This is a genomic window from Desulfosporosinus fructosivorans (assembly GCF_004766045.1).
Taxonomy (GTDB): domain Bacteria; phylum Bacillota; class Desulfitobacteriia; order Desulfitobacteriales; family Desulfitobacteriaceae; genus Desulfosporosinus; species Desulfosporosinus fructosivorans.
In genome coordinates this window covers 32,426-52,943 of record NZ_SPQQ01000019.1, presented here as the reverse complement: position 1 = coordinate 52,943, position 20,518 = coordinate 32,426, and the positions used below count along the sequence as shown (strand labels likewise).

The window sequence follows — 20,518 nt, the reverse complement described above, 5'->3', positions numbered from 1 at the left end:
TTTATTGGCTCCTTTTTCTCAAATGCCCAATATTCCTGTTGTCAAACTCAAGGATATAATTTATGATTTCTTCCGTTTCGGGCTGGTCGCCAAAATCCAGGTTCGTATCCCTAGGACTGTAATAAAACGATGTTATCCTCTCTAAATTTCTGCTTGCCGGTTTATATGCCGGGTCAAGCGCATAAGCGGCCCTGTAGTGCTTGCCAGCCAAACCCAAGTCTCCTGTAAGTTCTGCAAGTACACCATAGAGATTGTGAACCTCGGGAGCGTTATTATTCTCATTCTCTAACATTGCATATCGGAGATACTCCCGTGCGGCAACATAATCCTTTGCTTGCAAGGCATTTACAGCCTGTTCAATCTTTTTTTCAAAAGAACCACGTGCACCTGTGTCGACTTTCATCAATTTCACCTCGAATCGCCTTAATAAATGAATATCTACAATTCATATTTTGACAGAAAACCTATAAAGACAGTGTTAAGAACATCATGACCGGTATAAGTATTGTGTTAAGATTTTTAGACAAAAAAAAGAAGCCTTTAAACAAGGCTTACATCGAACTATCGTCGATTCGTCTATTCGTCCGCCAGTCGATATCCCACACCAACCTCTGTTAGTATATATCTCGGCTGCGCAGGATCCTTTTCGATTTTTCAACGGATATTCGCCATAAAGACCCGAAGTGATTGCGTATCGTTCCCCGAAAATGTACCCCAAATTTGATCCAGTATATAAATTTATGAGATAAAACTCTTCCCGGATACTTGGCCATTAACGTCATCAGTCGATACCCCATAGTGCGTTGAGTCAATATCGCGGAAATGAAGTTACATATTCCCTCATCGTCTTCAACAATTAAAATCAGCGGCTTATTATTTATTATCTTCACCTCTCTCCAGAGGTAATGTAAACCGAAAGATCGCGCCGCCTGTCTTTTTATTGGCTGCTTCCATTTTCCCGTGATGCGCCTTTATAATGGACATGCAGATAGTTAGGCCGATTCCCATTCCTCTTGAAGAATCTGAACTTCGCTGCCCATTGGGGATATAGCTCTCAAACAAATAGGGAAAATCCTGTTCGGCAATTCCATTGCCGTTATCGATTACCTCAAACACTGCATGGCCCCCGCTTTTTTCCACTTTCACCTCAATCACAGAGTCCTCCGGTGAATGCTTGATGGCATTTTCAATAAGGTTAATCAGGACCTGTTCAATAAGTGTGCCATCCATGGGAACCATCAACAGTTCATCGGGAACCCTTACGGATATTTTCTGATCCGAAAACCTTTTTCGGATGCGGCTGATGGCTTCCGCCACGATTTCCTCTGCGGCTTCAGGTGCTTTTGCGACATTCATTGTACCTTCATTGATACGCGTGACGGAGAGGAGATTTTCAACCATGCGGATAAGCCACTGAGAGTCCTCTTTAATATCCGTAACCAGTTTATCATGCGTCTGCAGATCCAGACGGTTTTCAAGAATGGCAGAGCTGGCACCCAAAATACCCGTAAGAGGAGTGCGCAAGTCATGTGAAATCGCACGAAGCAGATTACTTCTCATTTTTTCCTTTTCAGATTCCAGTAATATACGGTGTTGTTCATCCGATAAGTACTGGCGTTCCAAGGCCATTGCCACCTGTGAAGCAATCATCCGTAAAAACGAGCGGTTACTTTGGCTGAGGTTTCCCTTTGTACAGGATAAGCCGATCACACCAAGAACATTACCTTGTGAGATCACGGGCATATAAAAAGCGCCTGCGCCCATGAGGGTATCCGTACCCGCACCCGCTCGCTTTTTGTTAATAAATACCCAATGAGCAACCGCGCGCTCATCTTCCGATAACATGAAAGAAGCGTCTGTATCTGAAGGCGGTTGCATTAAGGCTCCTGTCGAACTATTTCCAGGATCCTGTGTGTAAAAAATTACAGAACGGACAAAGAGCTTTGTAATATATTCATTAGTCAATGCTACGATATTTTTAAGTCCCCTGGTTACGAGAAGCTTTTTATTGATTTCATATAACACTCCTGTACGGTGCTCTCTTTCCACTGCAAGCCGCGCCTGTATTTTAATGCGGACGGTCAACGCGCTTGTAATAAATGCCACGAGGAACATGATGACAAAGGTAATCGGATAACCTGGTTGTATTGTATTAAGTGTATAATACGGGACAGTAAAAAAGAAATTAAACGCAATCACACTTAATATAGAGGCTACAATGCCATAAAAGTATCCCATAGTAATCCTTGAAACAACCAATACGGATAGGATATACACCATAATAATATTATGGTCACCGATATCTAGAGCGCGCAGACCCATGGAAAGCAAGGTAGCTGCCGTCAAAAGGCCGCTTGTTTTGAGCGTATCATACCATGATAGAAACAGATTTTTCCTAATCTGCTTCCTTCTTGGCTTTCGATATGGATTTTGCGTGGGATCGCCTGGAATGATATGAATTTCAATACTTGACAGCAAGGAAATGAGCTTATCCTCAAGATTCATTTCAAATATGTTCTTCAGGGTTTTTTTATTCCTGCTTTTTCCTATGACAATATTAGTGATTCCAGAAAGTTTTGCATATTCCGCGACAACAGTAGCAACGTCATGCCCATTGAGGGTCACAATCTCGGCCCCTAATCGTGCCGCCAGATCCAAATTAGCCCGAATGTTTTTATTTTCGCTTTCAGTAAAATACTGGCTTTCCATGTTCTCCACATAAACCGCTATCCATGGCGCATGAAATGCTTCTGCGGTTCTTGCCGTCCAACGAATACATTTTGCGGAGGATGGCGAGGTACTGATGCAAACAAGCAGCTTAATACTGGCCATCTTTTCAGCCATGCGCCGCTCATTCTGATTATCATGACTAATCCTGTCCGCCGCTTTCCGCATGGCGATTTCACGCAGAAGCCGCAGATTTTCCTTGGTGAAAAAATTGTTTAGAGCTGTTTCGGCCCGTTCCGGGCGGTAAATCTTTCCTTTCTCAAAACGCCTTAATAATTCATCCGGTTCAATATCTATCAATTTCACCTTGTTAGCGCTGTCAAAAATATAATCAGGAACGGTTTCCCGCACATTTATTTTTGTGATATCCTGCACCACATCATTCAGGCTCTCGATATGCTGAACGTTTATTGTTGTGTAGACGTCAATACCTGCATTGAGAAGCTCCTCTATATCCTGATATCGTTTTCTGTTGCGCACTCCATCAGCATTGGAGTGCGCAAGTTCATCAACCAATATCAGTTGAGCCTTTCTTTTAAGAGCCGCGTCCAAATCAAATTCTTTAAGTTGAATATTTTTATGCTCCACAACCTTTGGTGGCAATACTGGCAATCCATCAAGCAATTGCATCGTTTCAGGCCGAGTATGCGGTTCCACATACCCGACAACCACATCAATGCCACTTTTTAATTGCTCTCTGGCATCATCAAGCATAGCGTAAGTTTTTCCAACACCTGCAGCGTAACCAAAGAAAATTTTCAGTTTTCCTGTTTCTCGTGATTCATTAGAACGAATACCTTCTAAGAGAATGTCCGGATTCGGTCGCTCTTTATCATAATTTACCATAAAATCACCCTCTTAAGTATTTCAGTATATTCGTTCTAAAGCAAGCTATCGAGCGCTAGATTAACTTTCAGAACATTTACCGCCGGTTCACCCCAAAAGCCCAGAAATCTTCCTGTAGTATTTTTATTTATTATTTCTCTTACCGCGTCTTCACTGATACCTCTTTCCCTTGCGATGCGGGCAACCTGATATTCAGCAGCCTCCGGCGTAATATTAGGATCAACGCCGCTGCCGGATGCGGTCACCAAGTCCATAGGAATATCCGCAGTATTATTTGGGTCAAGGGCACGCCACCAATCGATCCGTTCCTTCACAAGCTTTTCCTGTTCTTCTCCGACAGGCGACAGATTTGTCGTACCCGTTGGTCTTCCGATTATATATTCAGGTTTTGTAAATTCTTGGGCGATCAATGTGGAACCAAAATCTTTCTTAGTTCCATCTTTTAATGTCACGGTAATGATACTGCCATTAGCCTGATTTGGAAAAACCGCTTGTGCAATAACGGTCACAACACCGGGGTAAATGACACCGCAGAGTATTGTCATCACAACAAAGCATAAAATCGCAGGTCTTAACACTTTTATAATCTTACTCATATCCATCCTCCTCACACAATGCCGCATGCGGTCAGCAACATATCAATCAGTTTAATTGCCACAAAGGGTGCGGCAATCCCTCCCAATCCATAAACCAGTATATTCTGTTTGAGTAGCTTTCCAGCCGACATTTCACGATATTTAACACCCTTCAGTGCCAAAGGAATCAGTGCAATAATAATCAGCGCATTGTAGATAATAGCCGAAAGTATAGCACTTGTAGTGCTGGTAAGACCCATAATATTAAGCGCTGTCAATTGAGGAAAGATACCGAAAAACAGCACAGGGATGATGGCGAAATACTTTGCTACATCATTTGCCACACTAAAAGTAGTAAGAGAGCCTCTTGTCATTAAAAGCTGCTTTCCAATCCTCACAATGTCAATGAGCTTGGTGGGACTTGAATCCAAATCCACCATGTTTCCCGCTTCCTTGGCGGCCTGGGTTCCCGTGTTCATCGCCACTGCCACATCTGCCTGCGCAAGTGCCGGAGCGTCGTTGGTACCGTCACCGGTCATTGCCACAAGATGGCCTTTCGCCTGATAATCCCGAATCAGTGTCAGTTTGGCTTCCGGTGTTGCTTCGGCGAGAAAATCATCTACGCCCGCCTCTGCCGCAATTGAGGCAGCCGTCATCGGATTATCTCCAGTTATCATGATCGTCTTAATGCCCATTTTCCGTAAATCTTCAAACCGTTCTTTAACGCCGTTCTTTACAATATCTTTCAGATAAATAACGCCTAATATGATGTTATTTTTAGCAACCACAAGAGGAGTCCCGCCTTCACCGGCAACCCGTTCGACGATCCTCTCGCATTCCTCAGGATAATCGCCGCCTTTGTCAATTACAAAAGTTTTTATCGCATCGGCAGCACCCTTGCGAATTTCATTTCCCTGATAATCGATTCCACTCATTCTTGTATTGGCCGTAAATCCAACAAAGGTTGCGCCAAGCTTGGATAGATCGCGTCCCCTGATGCCGAAGCGTTCTTTTGCGAGTATTACAATGCTTCTGCCTTCGGGAGTTTCATCCGCTATGGAGGAAAGCTGTGCGGCATCGGCAAGCTCTTGCTCTTTTACCCCTTTTAATGAGATGAATTCACTGGCCTGCCTGTTTCCAAGTGTAATAGTACCTGTCTTATCCAATAAGAGCACATCCACATCACCCGCCGCTTCGATAGCGCGGCCGCTCATTGCCAACACATTGGCCTGATTCAAGCGGCTCATACCTGCAATGCCGATGGAGGAAAGGAGTGCCCCGATGGTTGTCGGTGCCAGACATACGAGCAATGCGATCACATTTGTTACAGAAATTGCCGAGCCTGCTCCTGCCTGACTGCTTGCGAAACCTGAAAAAGGCAACAGTGTCGCGGTTACCACAAGGAAAATAACAGTGAGCGTTACAAGCAGTATCTGAAGTGCTATTTCATTCGGTGTTTTCTTTCTAGAGGCTCCCTCCACCATAGCGATCATTTTATCAAGAAAACTATTCCCCGGCTCAGCAGTGACCTGGATGACCAGCCAATCGGAAACAAGTGTTGTACCTCCGGTAACTGCGCTTCTGTCGCCGCCGGATTCACGGATGACCGGAGCGGATTCACCGGTAATGGCGCTTTCATCCACGGACGCGGCTCCTTTAATTACCTCACCATCCATCGGTATCTGTTCACCGGCTTTTACATAGACGATATCACCCTTTTTCAGATTGCTGGATATTACTTCGGTATATTCTTCTATGTTGGATGCCGATTTTAGCTTTTTAGCTTTAACATCTTTTCGGGCGCTCCTAAGGCTGTCGGCCTGCGCACGTCCGCGTCCCTCCGCAATAGCTTCCGCAAAATTGGCGAACAGCACCGTGAACCACAATATAAGGGATATAGTAAGGATATATCCTGAATTCTCATCTTTGATTCCTGTAAATGATAGTATATACAAAGCGGCTGTCAGTATAGCCCCTATATACACTACCAGCATGACAGGATTTTTAACCTGTACGCGAGGCGCAAGCTTTATAAAGGACTGGCGTATCGCGTCTCTGAAGATACTTTTGTTGAAACTTTTTTCTTTCATATCTTGTCACCTCATTCTATTGGTTTGTAAAATAATCCGCTACCGGGCCAAGTGTTAAGGCGGGCAAAAAGCTAAGTGCTCCGATAATGAATATTACGGCAATCAATAGCCCGATAAACATGGTATTGGTGGTTGACAGCGTTCCTTCGCCGGCAGCCACTGTCTTCTTCTGTGCAAGATTCCCTGCGAGAAAAATTGCCGCCACCATTGGAATAAAGCGAACCAACAACATGATAATCCCACCTGTGACATTGGTAAATATCGTGTTCGCGTTAAACCCTGCAAAAGCACTTCCGTTGTTGTTGCCCATGGATGAGAAGCCATATAGAATCTCCGAAAATCCGTGAGCACCGGAATTTGTCAGCCATGACGCCGCGTCGGGCATTATAACGGCGGCAGCCGTACCAAGGAGCGTTAACAGCGGAGGAGTCAAAACAATCAGGCAAACCATTTTCATGTCAAAGGGTTCAACCTTTTTACCTAAATATTCGGGCGTCCGGCCAACCATTAATCCGGCAATAAATACCGTGAGAAGGACAAAAGCCAGCATCCCGTAAAGTCCGCTCCCAACCCCTCCGAAGACAATTTCACCAAGCTGCATCAGGAACATGAGGACCATCCCGCCGAAGGGAGTAAAGCTGTCATGCATGGAGTTTACCGAACCATTGGAAGCTGCGGTAGTTGCCGTAGCCCATAATGCCGATGTTCCCATGCCGTGAATGACTTCTTTTCCTTCTATACTGGCCGATGCTGTTACACCCGCAAAGCCTGGAGCAGCAAATTGTTCACTGACTGTTACAGCTGCAAGGGATACCACAAATAAAATAATCATGGCAATATAGATTGATCTGCCTTGCTTACTGTCCTTTACCGCTTTTCCAAAAGATATACAAAGTGCCGCTGGAATCAGAAGGATGGACAAAAGCTGTATCAAGTTGGAGAGCTGCGTCGGATTCTCAAGAGGAAAAGCTGAGTTGACACCGAAAAATCCACCGCCATTTGTTCCAAGCTGCTTAATCGCGATCTGGCTTGCCGCCGGACCTAACGGTATGGTCTGAACAGCTCCGCCTTCCAGCGTCACAACATCCTTATAGGGGCTGAAAGTCTGTACCACGCCCTGAGATGTAATCAGAATCGCGACGATTAATGAAAGCGGAATCAAAATATAGAGTGTTGTTCTCGTCAAATCCACCCAAAAGTTTCCGACGGTAGTCTTCTTTTTGAGAATAAATCCTCTGATTAAGACAAACAATACGGCAATTCCTGCCGCTGCCGACACGAAATTCTGGACGGTAAGTCCCAACGCCTGTGACAGATAGGACAACGCAGATTCGCCGGAATAAGCCTGCCAATTTGTATTTGAAACGAAGCTTGCAGATGTGTTGAACGCCAAATGCCAGCTTGTTCCTTCAATTCCTTCGGGGTTTAAAGGCAAAAATGCTTGCAGCATTTGCAGCCCCCAGAGAAAAATAAGACAAATGGTGCTGAAGACGATTATCGCCAAAGCGTATTTTTTCGCCCCCATCTCCTCATCGTCACGAACCCCCATGATTTTATAGATTCCCTTTTCAATGGGGGAAAGCACACGAGTTAAAAACACCTTTTGCCCTGTCATAACCTTGTACATATAAATGCCCAAGGGAATGGAAAGCCCAATCAATAGGACCAAATAGAGTATATCCTCTAATACAATATGGCTCATAGTTCCTCACCTCTAAATAAGACATAGAATAAATAAATGAGCAACGCCAGTGCAATGAGCGCTGAAATCGCTAAAACTGCTCCCACTCTTATCAACTCCTTACTATATTTTTGTTCGTAATCATAGCCATTCTTACCAGAAAAACGGTAACTATTGCGACCGCAAAGAAGACTATAGTAGGTAATGCTTCCTTGATAGTGTTGCATATACGTTACATATCTAAAAATCCCTCTTTTCCTTATTCATCAAGTGTTCAACATAATTTTTGTCATATACAATTTCATATGGATTTCCAGCGTCTCCCTCAGGCTGGTCACCAAAATCAATATGATCCCTGCCATAACGGTTATCAAAGGTTGATATCCGCTCCAAATTTCGAATTGCAGGTTTAAATGTTGGATCAAGAGCATATGCTGCCCGATAATGTTTGCGAGCTAAATCATCATCCATCAGAAGTTCCTCCAATAAACCATATAAATTATGGACAATAGGTGAATGAGGATTTATAAGCATGGCTTGCTTAATATTTTCCTCCGCCTGAGAATAGTATCTCGCTTTCAATGCAATAACATCCCTGTTTAGTGTATTTTATCGCTGTCAAGCCACAACGTCCTTGCCCTTCGCTGACAGAATGGACCCAGTATTTGCGCCAAATCTGCTACAGCCTGCTACTATGATATACTTGTAATTGTTTTTTTCATTTTATTGGCTCCTTTTTCTTAGATGCCCAATATTCCTGTTGTCAAACTCAAGGACATAATTTGTGACTTCTTCCGTTTCGGGCTGGTCGCCAAAATCCGGGTTCGTATCCCAAGGGCTGTAATAAAACGATGTTATCCTCTCTAAATTTCTGCTTGACGGTTTATAGGCCGGGTCAAGCGCATAAGCGGCCCGGTAGTGCTTGCCAGCCAAACCCAAGTCTCCTGTAAGCTCTGCAAGTACACCATAGAGATTGTGAACCTCAGGAGCGTTATTATTCTCATTCTCTAACATTGCCTATCGGAGATACTCCCGTGCGGCAACATAATCCTTTGCTTGCAAGGCATTTACAGCCTGTTCAATCTTTTTTTCAAAAGAACCACGTGCACCTGTGTCGACTTTCATCAATTTCACCTCGAATCGCCTTAATAAATGAATTTCTACAATTCATATATTGACAGAAAACCTATAAAGACAGTGTTAAGAACATCATGACCGGTATAAGTAATGTGTTAAGATTTTTAAACAAAAAAAAGAAGCCTTTAAGCAAGGCTTACATCGAACTATCGTCTATTTATCTATTCGTCTATTCGTCCGCCAGTCGATATCCCACACCAACTTCTGTTAGTATATATCTCGGCTGAGCAGGTTCCTTTTCGATTTTTCTACGGATATTCGCCATAAAGACCCGGAGTGATTGCGTATCGTTTCCCGAAAATGCACCCCAAATTTCATCAAGTATAAATTTATGAGTTAAAACTCTTCCTGAGTGCTTTGCCATTAACGCCATCAGCCTATATTCCATAGGTGTCAGGTGTATTTCATCGTCGGCAAGAAAAACACGGCGTTTTTCAAAGTCAATTTTTAAGACGCCAATTAAAAATACAGCAGGAGATTGGTTTTCAGGTTGACTGCGTTGATTTGAATGTCTAAGTGCTACTCTGATTCGAGCCAAAAGCTCCACGACACTAAAAGGCTTTGTCAAATAGTCATCTGCGCCGCTGTCCAAGGCTTCAACCTTTTCCCGTTCATGTCCACGCGCCGATACCACAATGATGGCTGCTTTAGTATGCGGCCTAACCATGGCAATAACATCGATACCATCAATGTCCGGAAGTCCCAGATCAATAATTATAATATCCGGATTATGGGCGGAAACAAGGGAAATGGCTGTTTTACCATGCTGTGTATCAATACACTTGTAGCCCTGTGCTTCAAGGGATACACACATAAAATTACGAATAGGTTTTTCGTCCTCAACAACGAGAATTAGCGGTTTGTTATCCATTAGTATCATCCTTCAAAGGTAGTCTAAATCTAAATGTTGCGCCGCCGGACGTATTATTAAACGCTGAGATTTCACCGCCGTGCACGGCTATGATTGATTTACAGATCGCAAGCCCCAGCCCGGTGCCACGCCTTCCTGCACTGATGGTTGGAGCAGTATAAAACCTGTCAAAGATGAAGGGGATATCCTCTTTCGGTATACCCTTTCCATTATCCGACACTTCAAACATAACCTTTTCGCCTTCAATCTGCGTTTTAATCCCTATAGTCGAACCAAAGGGGGTATACTTTAGCGCATTGTCAATAAGGTTTACAAGCACTTGTTCAATAAGCGTCCCGTCCATCGGTAGCAGGATTAAATCAGTAGGGATATCTATCATTATAATATGATTGGAGGCGAGTTTTTTAATCCTTGATACCGCTTCGGCAACAATTTCCTCCACCGCTTCCATGTTTTTTTTCAACTCAATTCTTCCCTCATCAATGCGGGTTATATTCAAGATATTTTCCACCGAATGGATAAGCCAGCTTGCGTCTTCGTGAACGCCTTGTAAAAGCTCCCTTTTCACTTTTTTATCAAGAACCTCCTCATGATCAAGGATAGTGGCGGTTGCGCCCAGAATTCCAGTTAGAGGGGTTCTTAAATCATGGGAAATTGCCCTTAAAAGATTGCCGCGCAGCCTCTCCCGCTCCACGTCCATTTTAGCCTTTTGCTGTTTTTCCGACAACCTTTCCCGTTCCATAGCAAGTGCAATTTGTGTCGTCACCGATTCTAAGAGTCTTATTTGCTCCTCTGATAAGAACTTGCTGTCAAAGCAAGAGACACCTACAACACCGAGAGGTCCGATTTGACCTTTGACCGGAAGATAATAGGCAGGACTATCAACAAACACCTCAGTGCCCGCTCCGACCGGGTTACCTGTTCGAAATGTCTCTGCTAACGCCTGCCTTTCAGGGTAGGATTTAAAAATATTGGCACGTTCATCATTATTAAAAGCAAAAATTATGGGTTCTTCCAAACCATCTGATGAATTAACCGTTGCTATAATGACGGAACTGTTAAACAACTTCGCAATATCCCTGCCTCCAACCTCTGCGATCTGATTAAAGTTTCTAACTTTTAACAGACCTTTGGTAATTTCATAAAGGATCTGTGTCCTCTTTTCACGCAGAGATGATAGCATTGCCTCTTGTTTTGCCTTTGCAGTTAACGTACTTGTGATGATTGCTACTATAAGCATGATCATAAAGGTTACAGGGTAATCAGGCCTGTAGGTCACAAACGTATAATAAGGCTCTGTAAAAAAGAAATTAAATGACGAAACCCCGATGACAGAAGCCAGGATACCATAAACATGACCGTTTGTCTGTTTCGCGACTATTAACACACCTAAGATATAGGCCATAATAAAGTTTGATTCGTGAAAGCCTATATGCCTGAAGAAAAAAGATAATAAGGTTGCCAATGTCATAATGCCTAAGGTTACTACTACATCAAATATCGTTAACATTACTTTGGGCAGTTCAGTAAAACTATAATATTCTTCTTTACTTAATTTGTCTAAAGAGAAATTATCAGGTTGTCTTTTTTTCATAGAATGCCCCTCATTGTCAACATTAGTCTGGTAACTTAGAAAGAGCTTTTTTGTTGCAGACAATTACTAAAATATCCTTTTCCTCGATGACAGCGTTAGCTCCTGGCGCAATAACAATCTGATCAGCGCTTTTTTTGATCGCCACCACATTGAGTTTATAAACTGCCCGCAAATTTATTTTTCCGAGGGTTTTATTGACAAACTGGGGTGGAGCAATGATTTCGAAGATGCTGTAATCTAAGGACAATTCTATAAAATCCATGACGTTGGTTCTAATTAAGTTATTGGCTAGGCGAATGCCCATATCTTGTTCTGGATAAACGATTTTATCCGCACCAATTTTCTCTAACACCTTTCCGTGTTGGACTGATTGGGCTTTTGCGACAACATAGGGTATTCCCATTTCTTTGAGCATTAGGGTGATTAGAATATTTGCTTCAAGATCATCCCCGATTGCTACTATAGCTACATCAAAATTCCGAACGCCCAATGCCCGTAGCGTCTCCTCCTCACGCGCGTCGGCCTGTATCGCTTGGGTTACATCCTGCATGATGACCTGAACGGCGTGTTCGTTCTTATCCAGCGCCAAAACATCATGGCCTAATGTACTGAGAGTTTTAGCCACACTTGTTCCGAATCGTCCTAAGCCAATCACCACAAATTGTTTGCGCACTAATGTATCCTCCTATCCAATCATAATTCGTTCGTCGGGATATTTGATCTGGGTGGTTAACTTGTTTCGTTTTTGGGTTAGGAAAAACGCCAAAGTTAATGGCCCGACTCGCCCAATAAACATCGTTAATATTATGGCCGATTTACCAATTACGGTAAGATGGGGTGTAATTCCCAGAGAGAGACCAACGGTCCCGAAGGCGGAGGTCACCTCGAAAAGCAAGGTCTGTAAATCTGAATTTTCCGAGTGGGAAAGTATCGATAATACTATGAAGATCAAAAATGCAGCTGACGTAGTAATTGCCCAGGCCTTTGTAATTACCTCCCTTGGTATAGTTCGGCCCTTTAAAACGACATGAAGATTACTTCGGTAGGTACTCAATACGGATAGAGCTATCGTTATGAAGGTCGTAGTTTTAATCCCCCCGCCCGTTGAACCAGAGGAAGCTCCAATAAACATGAGGACAATCATAGATAGTAAGGTAGTCCCATACATATTTGAAATGTCTATGGTGTTAAATCCTGCCGTCCGAGTAGTCACCGATTGAAAGAAAGCGGCGAGAACTTTTGTGCTTATGGGAAGAGGGCCTAAAGTCTTGGGATTTGAAAATTCCATGATTAGAATAAACGCCGCCCCAAATAAGATCAAAGCCCCAGAGACCTGTAAGACTATTTTCGTATGAAGTCTTAACTTTTTCTGAGGTGCTAGTAGGTCCGCCAAAACAATAAAGCCTAACCCTCCCAATATGATCAAAAGCATGATGGTAATATTAATAATGGGATCACCGACGAAAGCAGTAAGGCTGGAAAAGTTACCAAAGAGATCAAACCCTGCATTATTAAAAGCTGAAATAGAATGAAAGACACCATAATAAAGTGCTTTACTCCACCCAAAATCAGAATACCAGCGTAAGGTTAGAATGAGGGCACCCATCGCTTCAATAGCAAAGGAAATCTGTAGGACAGACTTCGTTAATCGAACAATACCTTCAACTGAAACTTGGTTTAGGGCCTCTTGCAACAACAAGCGTTCCTTAAAGGTGATTTTCTTCCCTAAAATCATAGCAAACAGGGTGGCAAAAGTCATAAAGCCGAGACCACCCACTTGAATTAACAAAAGAATGACCCATTGCCCAAAGTGCGTAAAGGTAGTCGCTGTATCTACAACCACTAACCCTGTAACACAAACGGCCGAGGTGGCTGTAAAGACGGCATTCAAAAAAGGTAAGCCCAATCCATCCTGAGTTGCTTGTGGTAAGGCCAGTAATAAAGCCCCCAACAGAATAACTGTAGCAAAGCCAAAAACTAAAACTCGAGCTGGTGTCATGATTTCCCCAAGTGTGTTCAATCCCTTTTCCCTCCACTTAACTCATTATAGCAAGCGATATCCAACTCCAGGTTCGGTAATAATGTGCCTTGGACGGGATGGGTCACGTTCCAGCTTTCGCCTGATTTGACCAATGTAAACTCGTAAATACTGTACTTCCTTCTCAGAAGACGGTCCCCATATAGTACGAAGTAAATAATTGTGGGTCATTACTTTCCCCGCATTAATCGCAAGAATTTTTAACAGCTCATATTCGGTTAAGGTGAGCTTTATCTCGTTATCATCCCTAGTAACCCGACGATGTAATAAATCAAGGGTCAAGTCTTCAAAATTCATAACTGGTTGTTCGTCTACCCCGACAATGCGACGCATTGCCGCACGAATTCTGGCTAATAATTCACCCATGGCGAAAGGTTTTGTTACATAGTCATCTGCTCCAGAGTCAAGGGCGGTCATCTTAACTGACTCCTGATCTTTTACCGAAAGTATTATTATGGGCACTTTGGACCATTCCCGTAATTGGCATAGTACGTCTAGTCCGTCAATATCGGGTAATCCTAGATCTAAGATAACCAAATCCGGGCAAAACTTGGTTATCAAATTAAGACCAGCCTTGCCTGTCCCGACGTCTTTTACACTATACCCATGACTGGTTAAAGTCACTCGCAAAAACCGCCGAATTTGCGTTTCGTCATCAATAATTAAAATTCTTGGTAATTTGGTCTCCACCTTGAACTCCTTCTTTCATCATTGGAACTCCACCTTTGAATTATTCGGTAAAGGTTAGGTTAACGTGATTGAGAATTGTCTAAGTTTATGATTATTCCTGGATTTGCCTATTTGCGCTTCAATTATTCCCTTGCAAATACCTTAACTGAGCCACGTTCTACTCACATGAAGGCGAGTAGAGACAAATTTCACCAAATGTATCTCCAATCTTCAGTTCTGGGTAGTAAAAACTAACATTATTCCTCTCGATAGAGGACTTATCAACCGGATATAGTACTTATTATAGATGTTTGTCTATAAAAACAGTGTTAAATAAGCATCAAAAACCATAAAGAAAACCTAAAGATTATCTCACATTCTGCACCCTATACCTTTTATCTGAATTGAATAGGTCTAGCAAACCTGGTATCTTATCAAAGTGATCCGTGAATGAACAGGGCTGTAACAAACTTTTGTTACAGCCCACTTTAGTAAAAACACGATATGTTTTCCCCATATTATTTTCTGCATATGATTAACTTAATGGATTTAGATTGCTGATATTCAAGCGTCAAATGGGGAAAATGTAACTAAGGTGGTTTTAACGACACTTTAATTTTTCTTTACCTATTTTTTATGGTTGCTGCATTATTCTTTACACTGTTTTTACTAGAGATAGATCTATAATTATATGTAATATAGTTATGGTTAATCAAGCTCTTTACCAGAGGTTGTTTTGTCTTTGAGTGATTAGTGCCAAATGACGAAAATAAAGGGGGATAATATGCTAACCTTATTATTTCAAGTGTTAACTTTAGGAGTTTCATTTCTTATCATTTTCATGCTCATTGAAATGGTAAGGATGACTACTGGTAGGGAAATGCTTATCGATAAATTGATATCGTACCTTCAAGATATCTATTGTCGGTCTGCTCCTATTGAAGACAGCGAAGTTGATTGGTTAGAATCAGATTTACTTTTTAAAGGACAGGTAATAACACTTAACAGGAAAGATATCAAAAGAAAATAAGCTTATACACAATTATCATAATTAAAGGAAGATATATGGTTACTATGATTTTAGATCATCATAGTAACTATTATCTTTTAATCTTGTTAAGAAAGGAAGGCATCATGTTCTGATGGCTAATATAAATAAACTTTTCTCACTGAAAATCCGAACTCTTATTTTAGGTCATCCGCTATCGTCACATAATGCCGAGGAGGCAAAAGTCGGTGTTGGCGGAGGGGTTCCTGTTTTTGGTTCTGACATTATTTCTTCCGAGGGATATGCTCCGGACGAGATTTTGTATGTCCTTCTTCTGGCTGGAACATTGGGATACGCTTATATTTTAAAGATTTCGTTGGTCATCGTGTTACTGGTGATTAGTATTTTCCTAGTTTACCGCAAAGCGATCCAGAAATACCCCCAAGGCGGGGGATCTTACACGATCGCGAAGGCTTATCTCGGCGAAAACTTTGGTCTTATTGCTGGTGCTAGCTTAACTCTAGACTATATTTTGACAGTCGCAGTCAGTGTCAGCTCTGCGGTAGAAAACTTAACGGGGATTATCCCTTGGTTAGCTCCTACTGGACACAAAGTTTTAGCAGATTGCTTGGTCATAATGTTCATGGCATGGATTAATTTGCGTGGCTTAAAGGAATCAGCCCGCCTATTTTCCTTCCCAGTGTATCTGTATATTGCGACCCTGGCACTCTTGATCGGAACTGGCTTAGTGGAGATTCTAGTCCATGGCGTAACACCAACGGCAGTAGCAACAGGGCATATTGCATCGTCCTCTGTCAGTGGAATGACCTGGTTTATCTTAGCAAGGGCGTTTGCAGGGGGAACAACTGCTTTGACAGGGTTTGAAGCCGTGAGCAATGGGGTCACAGCATTCAAGAACCCTTCCCAGAAGCGCGCTATTCAAACCTTGTTAATTTTAGGCATTATTGTTTCTATTGGGCTGATTGGGTTGACGTATTTAGCGGGTGCTTACCACCTTGTTCCCGCTGAAGGAAATACCGTCCTTAATCAGTTAGGGTTAATAATCTTCGGAAAAACTATTCCCTATTTTGTCCTTATGGGGACTGCCGCTGCGATCCTGGTTATTGCCTCAAGTACTCCCTACGCGGGGTTACCCATCTTATTAAGCTTAATGGCTAGAGATGGATACACTCCTAGGTATTTTAAGAATTTAGGAGATCGCTTGGTTTATAGTGTGGGAATTTGGACGTTGTTCCTCGTTTCCAGTGTTCTCGTTATTGTGTTTCACGGAGATACTCATACAATGCTTCCTCTATACGCAATTGGTGTGTTTATTTCATTTACCCTTACTGGAGCGGGGCTAGCCAAGCATACTTGGAAGGAAAGAGGACCGAAGTGGCAGTCCGATTTTGCAATCTTTAGTTTTGGTGGGATCGTTTCATTTTTTGTTTTACTCGTCTTCGTTACGACTAAGTTCATGCAAGGAGCTTGGATTATTCTAATCATTATGCCACTCCTCGTGTTAATGTTCCGTGGTGTTCATTATGTCTACAATATTGAAATACAGAATTTAGAGATTACTCTGGAAGCCGCAGACGATTTTCATAAGCATGTGCAAAAAATAAATCGAAGAAGGTCACAAATTGAAATATCAGATTATCGTAATAAAATTATTGTCCCAGTTTACGACTTAAACCTAATCGTTTTGAAAGCTTTAATATACGCGTATGCATTAACCCCCCAAGTCACGGCTGTTCATATTGCTTCAGACCCTAATCGAACTGAAAAACTAATAAAGCATTGGGCAGAACAACATATGGAAATTCCTTTGGAAATTGTAGAGTCTCCTTATAGGGCAACAGTTCATGATTTATTGAACTATATAGATAAAGTTGAGAAGAATGGTAATTTTGATACAATAACCATTGCAATTCCGGAATACGTCCCGGAAAAGTTGTGGCATAACATTCTGCATAATCAGACAGGACAATTGATGAAGCTAATGTTGCTTTTCCGTAAAAGTATTCTTGTGACGAGTGTTCCTTACCATCCCATTCCGAAAAAAAGTTTATTGATTGATTCAAAGGTTAATCCTAAAAACTGACTTAACCTATTTATAGGCAATTATCCGAGCCACATAAGAATATGTTTGTTGTAAAGATAGAAATTCTAACACAACGCATTCGTTTTTGGAGAAGAGCGGTGATTAGGGTGGAGGAAACTAAACAAACATTCGATTAATCCAGCGAACAAGATAGTAGAATGTTACACTAATAAATCAATTATAAAGCGGGTTGATTTTATGAAATATAAGTTTATGTTAAATAATCTAGGTGATACAGAAATTGATATTAACGTTTCCTTTTGGTCTGGGGCTGTTAAAATCACTTCAGATGAACTTAGAGTAATTCGACAACCAAATCTTAATGAGTATAAACTTGAAATTTCGCATGATAGATTTCAACTATTGAAGACTAAACGACAGTTATTTGGACTTGATCCGATACCGAAAATCATATTAGATTCAGCGGAATTTGATATTGCTCAATCACTTCACTGGTATGAATATTTCCTATGCTGCATTCCACTAATATTAATATCTGGAGGGGCCATTGGTGGTATCATAGGATTTATGGGGACGAGATTAAATCTTTTGCTAATAAGGATTAAAAAATATCCGACAATCATACGCATTATAATAATATTTTTAATATGTTATTTGTGTCTTTTAGTATTTAAAGAGCTGTCAAGAGATATAGCTACTGCATTAAGACTACTCAGATCTTTATTTCTCAAGCATTTATAATGTCAAATGTTCTTTATACCGTTGCAGAAATAGTTTGTAGAGTTACATTAGGCCTGGTCACAGCAAAATGACTATAATAAATATAGCTCTATTGGGCGACTGGGCACGTGGAGTGAAAGCAAATGGTTCAGGTAGACTTATTGATTTAGAGAAAGAAATTGATGAGGTAAAATAATAAAGTCGGACACTATCAACCAGCGAGTATTTTTATAAAGGATATTTCATGAAAGATGTCTCTAGTGTTACTGTTTTTGCAGTAACACTAGAGACATCTTTCTTCTTTTTTCAAGGATGATGTCGTGGTGATTATTCGTCTACTCTGGACAGGCAAGAACGCTGGATCTGTTATCCAGTTATCGCTCACTTCCATGACGATTCATTAGCTAACAATTATATAGACTTATAATATATAGATAATGTATACTTATATCTAAGTGTGCTAAAGACTGATGCTGTCGTAAAACGTTGATCGATAGGAGGGTGAATTTATGAAATCGCAGAAAAGGGAGGGAATTTATGCTAGAGGTATCGGTAAACCATGTAAGCTTTTCTTATGACAAGGATTTGATATTAGCAGACATTAATATGAAAGTCGAAGCTGGAGCCTTTGTCTGCTTGCTTGGGCAGTCTGGTTGTGGAAAAAGCACGTTCCTTCGTTTACTAGCGGGCTTAGAAAAACCAAGCTCTGGAAGTATTTTTGTAGATGATGCACCAGTAATGAAAGCAGGGTTGCAAAGAGGAGTTGTGTTTCAGGATTACGGTCTCTTTCCATGGATGAGTGCTGGAGAAAATATCATGATAGCACTTAAACAGAGATTTAAGAAGATGAGCTTCAGTGAGCGCAAAGCCGAAGCACTTAGGAGAATCAGGGATGTTGAACTTCCAGAGTCAGTTTTTGATAAGTTGCCTAAGGAACTTTCCGGCGGCATGAAGCAACGTTGTGCAATAGCACGCGCCTTTGGCATAGATCCACCGATTCTCTTGATGGATGAGCCTTTTGGTGCGTTAGATGCGGTAACAAGAGCTAAACTGCAAGATTTGGTTTTTGATTTGTGGGATAAGGAGACTGAAAGTCGAAAGACCATTTTCTTTGTTACCCATGATGTGGATGAGGCGTTGCTTTTGGCAACGGATATTATTGTATTTGGGCAATCGCCCAGCAAAGTTATTTATAATTATTCATTTAAGGATAAGTCGAAATCAGATAGGACTACGATGCTTGACGATCCCCAGACTATGCAACTACGAAACAACCTCATAAAAATCATCCATGATGAGGTTAGAATGAAGTCGTATAATTTATAAAAGGCTATTATATATACAATTTAAGGAGAGAGATTGATGAAAAAAGTAGTAAAATTAATTTCGCTATTAATAGTAGGAATGCTGTTGCTGACTGGTTGCTCCCAAGGCTCGGTCAGCACAGGTAGCACTAGTAACCAGGCAGCACCGTCCGAGAAGTTAAAGGTAAAATTAGCAGCACAGGCAACATCCGGTCAAGTGTTCCAATATCTTGCAGAGGACAAGGGATATCTGGGAGAAGAGGGGATTGACGTTGATCTCGTTTATATTAATAACGGAACAGACGCCTTTTCCGCTTTAAGTTCTGGTCAGGTAGATGTTATTTCCACCTATGGTACTGGTGGCCCTCTGATTCAAATTGCAAATGGCCAAGAATTCACCATTTTCGGTGGCTATATGATTATCGGGGCAACGCCTGTCTTTGCTATGCCCGGCACAAAATATAACAGCGTGGAAGATTTCCGTGGCAAAAAGATTGCTATTATGAGAGGTGGCACTCCGGACATCGTGCTAAAGGGTATTTTGTATGACGCGGGCTTCGATCTGAAAAAAGATGTCACGTTTGTCGAAATGAAAAAGAATACAGATGTAATGGAAGCAGTACGTAGCGGTGGAGCGGATTTCGGTGCGGTATCCACAGGTTTTGAACTTCAGATTAAAGATGCAGGTATGAACATTGTTATGTGGCCAGATGAATTGTGGCCTAATCACTCCTGCTGCCGTATGGTTGCCAAAACAAGTTGGCTTAAAGAAAACCCAGAAGCAGCACAGAGATTGCTCCGTGCCTATTTGCGAGCAGAAGAAATTATGCCCTCAAATATGGATCGCGTTGTAGAACTAACCGTTAAAAATTTGGATATGTCAGTTGAAACTGCAAAAAGCTTTTTGTTAAGCCCTCACATCAAATATGAAACGGACCCATATAAGAACAGTGTAGTAAAGATGTGGGAGAAGATGCAGAAATTCGATTATATCGTTGATCCTACGGTGGACATTCAAGATCATATTGATACCACTAATTACAAAGCAGCTTTGGACTATTTGCAAGCAAAGTATCCTGATAGTAACTTCTATAAGGAGAAACAAAAAGAGTTCATCGAATTCAACCTGTAATTTCAGTTTTTGCTAAACAAAGGCATACTGGGCATATAGACATTTGTCCAGTATGCCTTTTATATAAGTTTTGAAAAATCA

At 41.7% G+C, this 20,518-nt stretch carries 17 protein-coding genes and 1 pseudogene; 4 read left to right on the top strand and 14 right to left on the bottom strand.

Annotated elements, in window-relative coordinates:
• Window position 1: 1 nt before the first annotated feature.
• The 14 genes and pseudogenes from E4K67_RS27030 to E4K67_RS26970 form a co-directional block, all read right to left on the bottom strand.
• Window positions 2–412, bottom strand: coding sequence for a tetratricopeptide repeat protein (locus tag E4K67_RS27030; protein WP_135552475.1), 411 nt, complete (start codon window positions 410–412; stop codon window positions 2–4).
• A 164-nt stretch (window positions 413–576) separates the two neighbouring features.
• Window positions 577–791, bottom strand: a pseudogene (locus E4K67_RS30900) (winged helix-turn-helix domain-containing protein); the annotation flags it as partial.
• Between the two features lie 82 nt (window positions 792–873).
• Entirely contained in the window at window positions 874–3,573 is a 2,700-nt protein-coding gene (locus E4K67_RS27025; RefSeq protein WP_135552473.1) for a sensor histidine kinase, read from the bottom strand.
• A 35-nt stretch (window positions 3,574–3,608) separates the two neighbouring features.
• On the bottom strand, window positions 3,609–4,169 hold the full coding sequence (gene kdpC, locus E4K67_RS27020; protein WP_135552471.1) for a potassium-transporting ATPase subunit KdpC: 561 nt from the start codon (window positions 4,167–4,169) through the stop codon (window positions 3,609–3,611).
• Between the two features lie 11 nt (window positions 4,170–4,180).
• A complete protein-coding gene (kdpB, locus tag E4K67_RS27015; RefSeq protein ID WP_135552469.1) occupies window positions 4,181–6,238 on the bottom strand; it encodes a potassium-transporting ATPase subunit KdpB in 2,058 nt (685 codons plus the stop codon).
• A 16-nt stretch (window positions 6,239–6,254) separates the two neighbouring features.
• Window positions 6,255–7,940, bottom strand: a complete 1,686-nt coding sequence (gene kdpA / locus E4K67_RS27010; protein ID WP_135552467.1) for a potassium-transporting ATPase subunit KdpA — start codon at window positions 7,938–7,940, stop codon at window positions 6,255–6,257.
• Window positions 7,937–8,146, bottom strand: coding sequence for a potassium-transporting ATPase subunit F (locus tag E4K67_RS31680; protein ID WP_199242666.1), 210 nt, complete (start codon window positions 8,144–8,146; stop codon window positions 7,937–7,939). Before E4K67_RS31680 ends, kdpA begins: the two co-directional genes overlap by 4 nt.
• Before the next feature lie 13 nt (window positions 8,147–8,159).
• On the bottom strand, window positions 8,160–8,390 hold the full coding sequence (locus E4K67_RS27000; protein WP_135552465.1) for a hypothetical protein: 231 nt from the start codon (window positions 8,388–8,390) through the stop codon (window positions 8,160–8,162).
• Window positions 8,391–8,642: 252 nt separating this feature from the next.
• On the bottom strand, window positions 8,643–8,933 hold the full coding sequence (locus E4K67_RS26995; protein WP_135552463.1) for a tetratricopeptide repeat protein: 291 nt from the start codon (window positions 8,931–8,933) through the stop codon (window positions 8,643–8,645).
• A 292-nt stretch (window positions 8,934–9,225) separates the two neighbouring features.
• On the bottom strand, window positions 9,226–9,927 hold the full coding sequence (locus E4K67_RS26990; RefSeq protein ID WP_135552461.1) for a response regulator: 702 nt from the start codon (window positions 9,925–9,927) through the stop codon (window positions 9,226–9,228).
• Window positions 9,920–11,521 carry an ATP-binding protein gene (locus E4K67_RS26985; protein WP_135552460.1) on the bottom strand — a complete coding sequence of 534 codons (1,602 nt, stop codon included), beginning with the start codon at window positions 11,519–11,521 and terminating at the stop codon, window positions 9,920–9,922. Before E4K67_RS26985 ends, E4K67_RS26990 begins: the two co-directional genes overlap by 8 nt.
• 22 nt (window positions 11,522–11,543) lie before the next feature.
• Window positions 11,544–12,194, bottom strand: a complete 651-nt coding sequence (locus tag E4K67_RS26980) for a potassium channel family protein (protein WP_135552458.1) — start codon at window positions 12,192–12,194, stop codon at window positions 11,544–11,546.
• Between the two features lie 12 nt (window positions 12,195–12,206).
• Complete coding sequence (locus tag E4K67_RS26975; RefSeq protein ID WP_199242665.1) at window positions 12,207–13,541, bottom strand: TrkH family potassium uptake protein; 1,335 nt, start codon at window positions 13,539–13,541, stop codon at window positions 12,207–12,209.
• Between the two features lie 24 nt (window positions 13,542–13,565).
• A complete protein-coding gene (locus E4K67_RS26970; protein ID WP_135552456.1) occupies window positions 13,566–14,249 on the bottom strand; it encodes a response regulator in 684 nt (227 codons plus the stop codon).
• Window positions 14,250–15,370: 1,121 nt separating this feature from the next.
• Here E4K67_RS26970 and E4K67_RS26960 point away from each other — a divergent pair.
• The 4 genes from E4K67_RS26960 (at window position 15,371) to E4K67_RS26945 (ending at window position 20,437) form a co-directional block, all read left to right on the top strand.
• On the top strand, window positions 15,371–17,320 hold the full coding sequence (locus tag E4K67_RS26960) for an APC family permease (protein ID WP_135552453.1): 1,950 nt from the start codon (window positions 15,371–15,373) through the stop codon (window positions 17,318–17,320).
• A gap of 198 nt (window positions 17,321–17,518) precedes the next feature.
• Complete coding sequence (locus E4K67_RS26955; RefSeq protein WP_135552451.1) at window positions 17,519–18,022, top strand: hypothetical protein; 504 nt, start codon at window positions 17,519–17,521, stop codon at window positions 18,020–18,022.
• Between the two features lie 516 nt (window positions 18,023–18,538).
• Window positions 18,539–19,327, top strand: a complete 789-nt coding sequence (locus E4K67_RS26950; protein ID WP_135552449.1) for an ABC transporter ATP-binding protein — start codon at window positions 18,539–18,541, stop codon at window positions 19,325–19,327.
• 36 nt (window positions 19,328–19,363) lie between these two features.
• Complete coding sequence (locus E4K67_RS26945; RefSeq protein ID WP_135552447.1) at window positions 19,364–20,437, top strand: ABC transporter substrate-binding protein; 1,074 nt, start codon at window positions 19,364–19,366, stop codon at window positions 20,435–20,437.
• The last annotated feature ends 81 nt before the right edge of the window (window positions 20,438–20,518 follow it).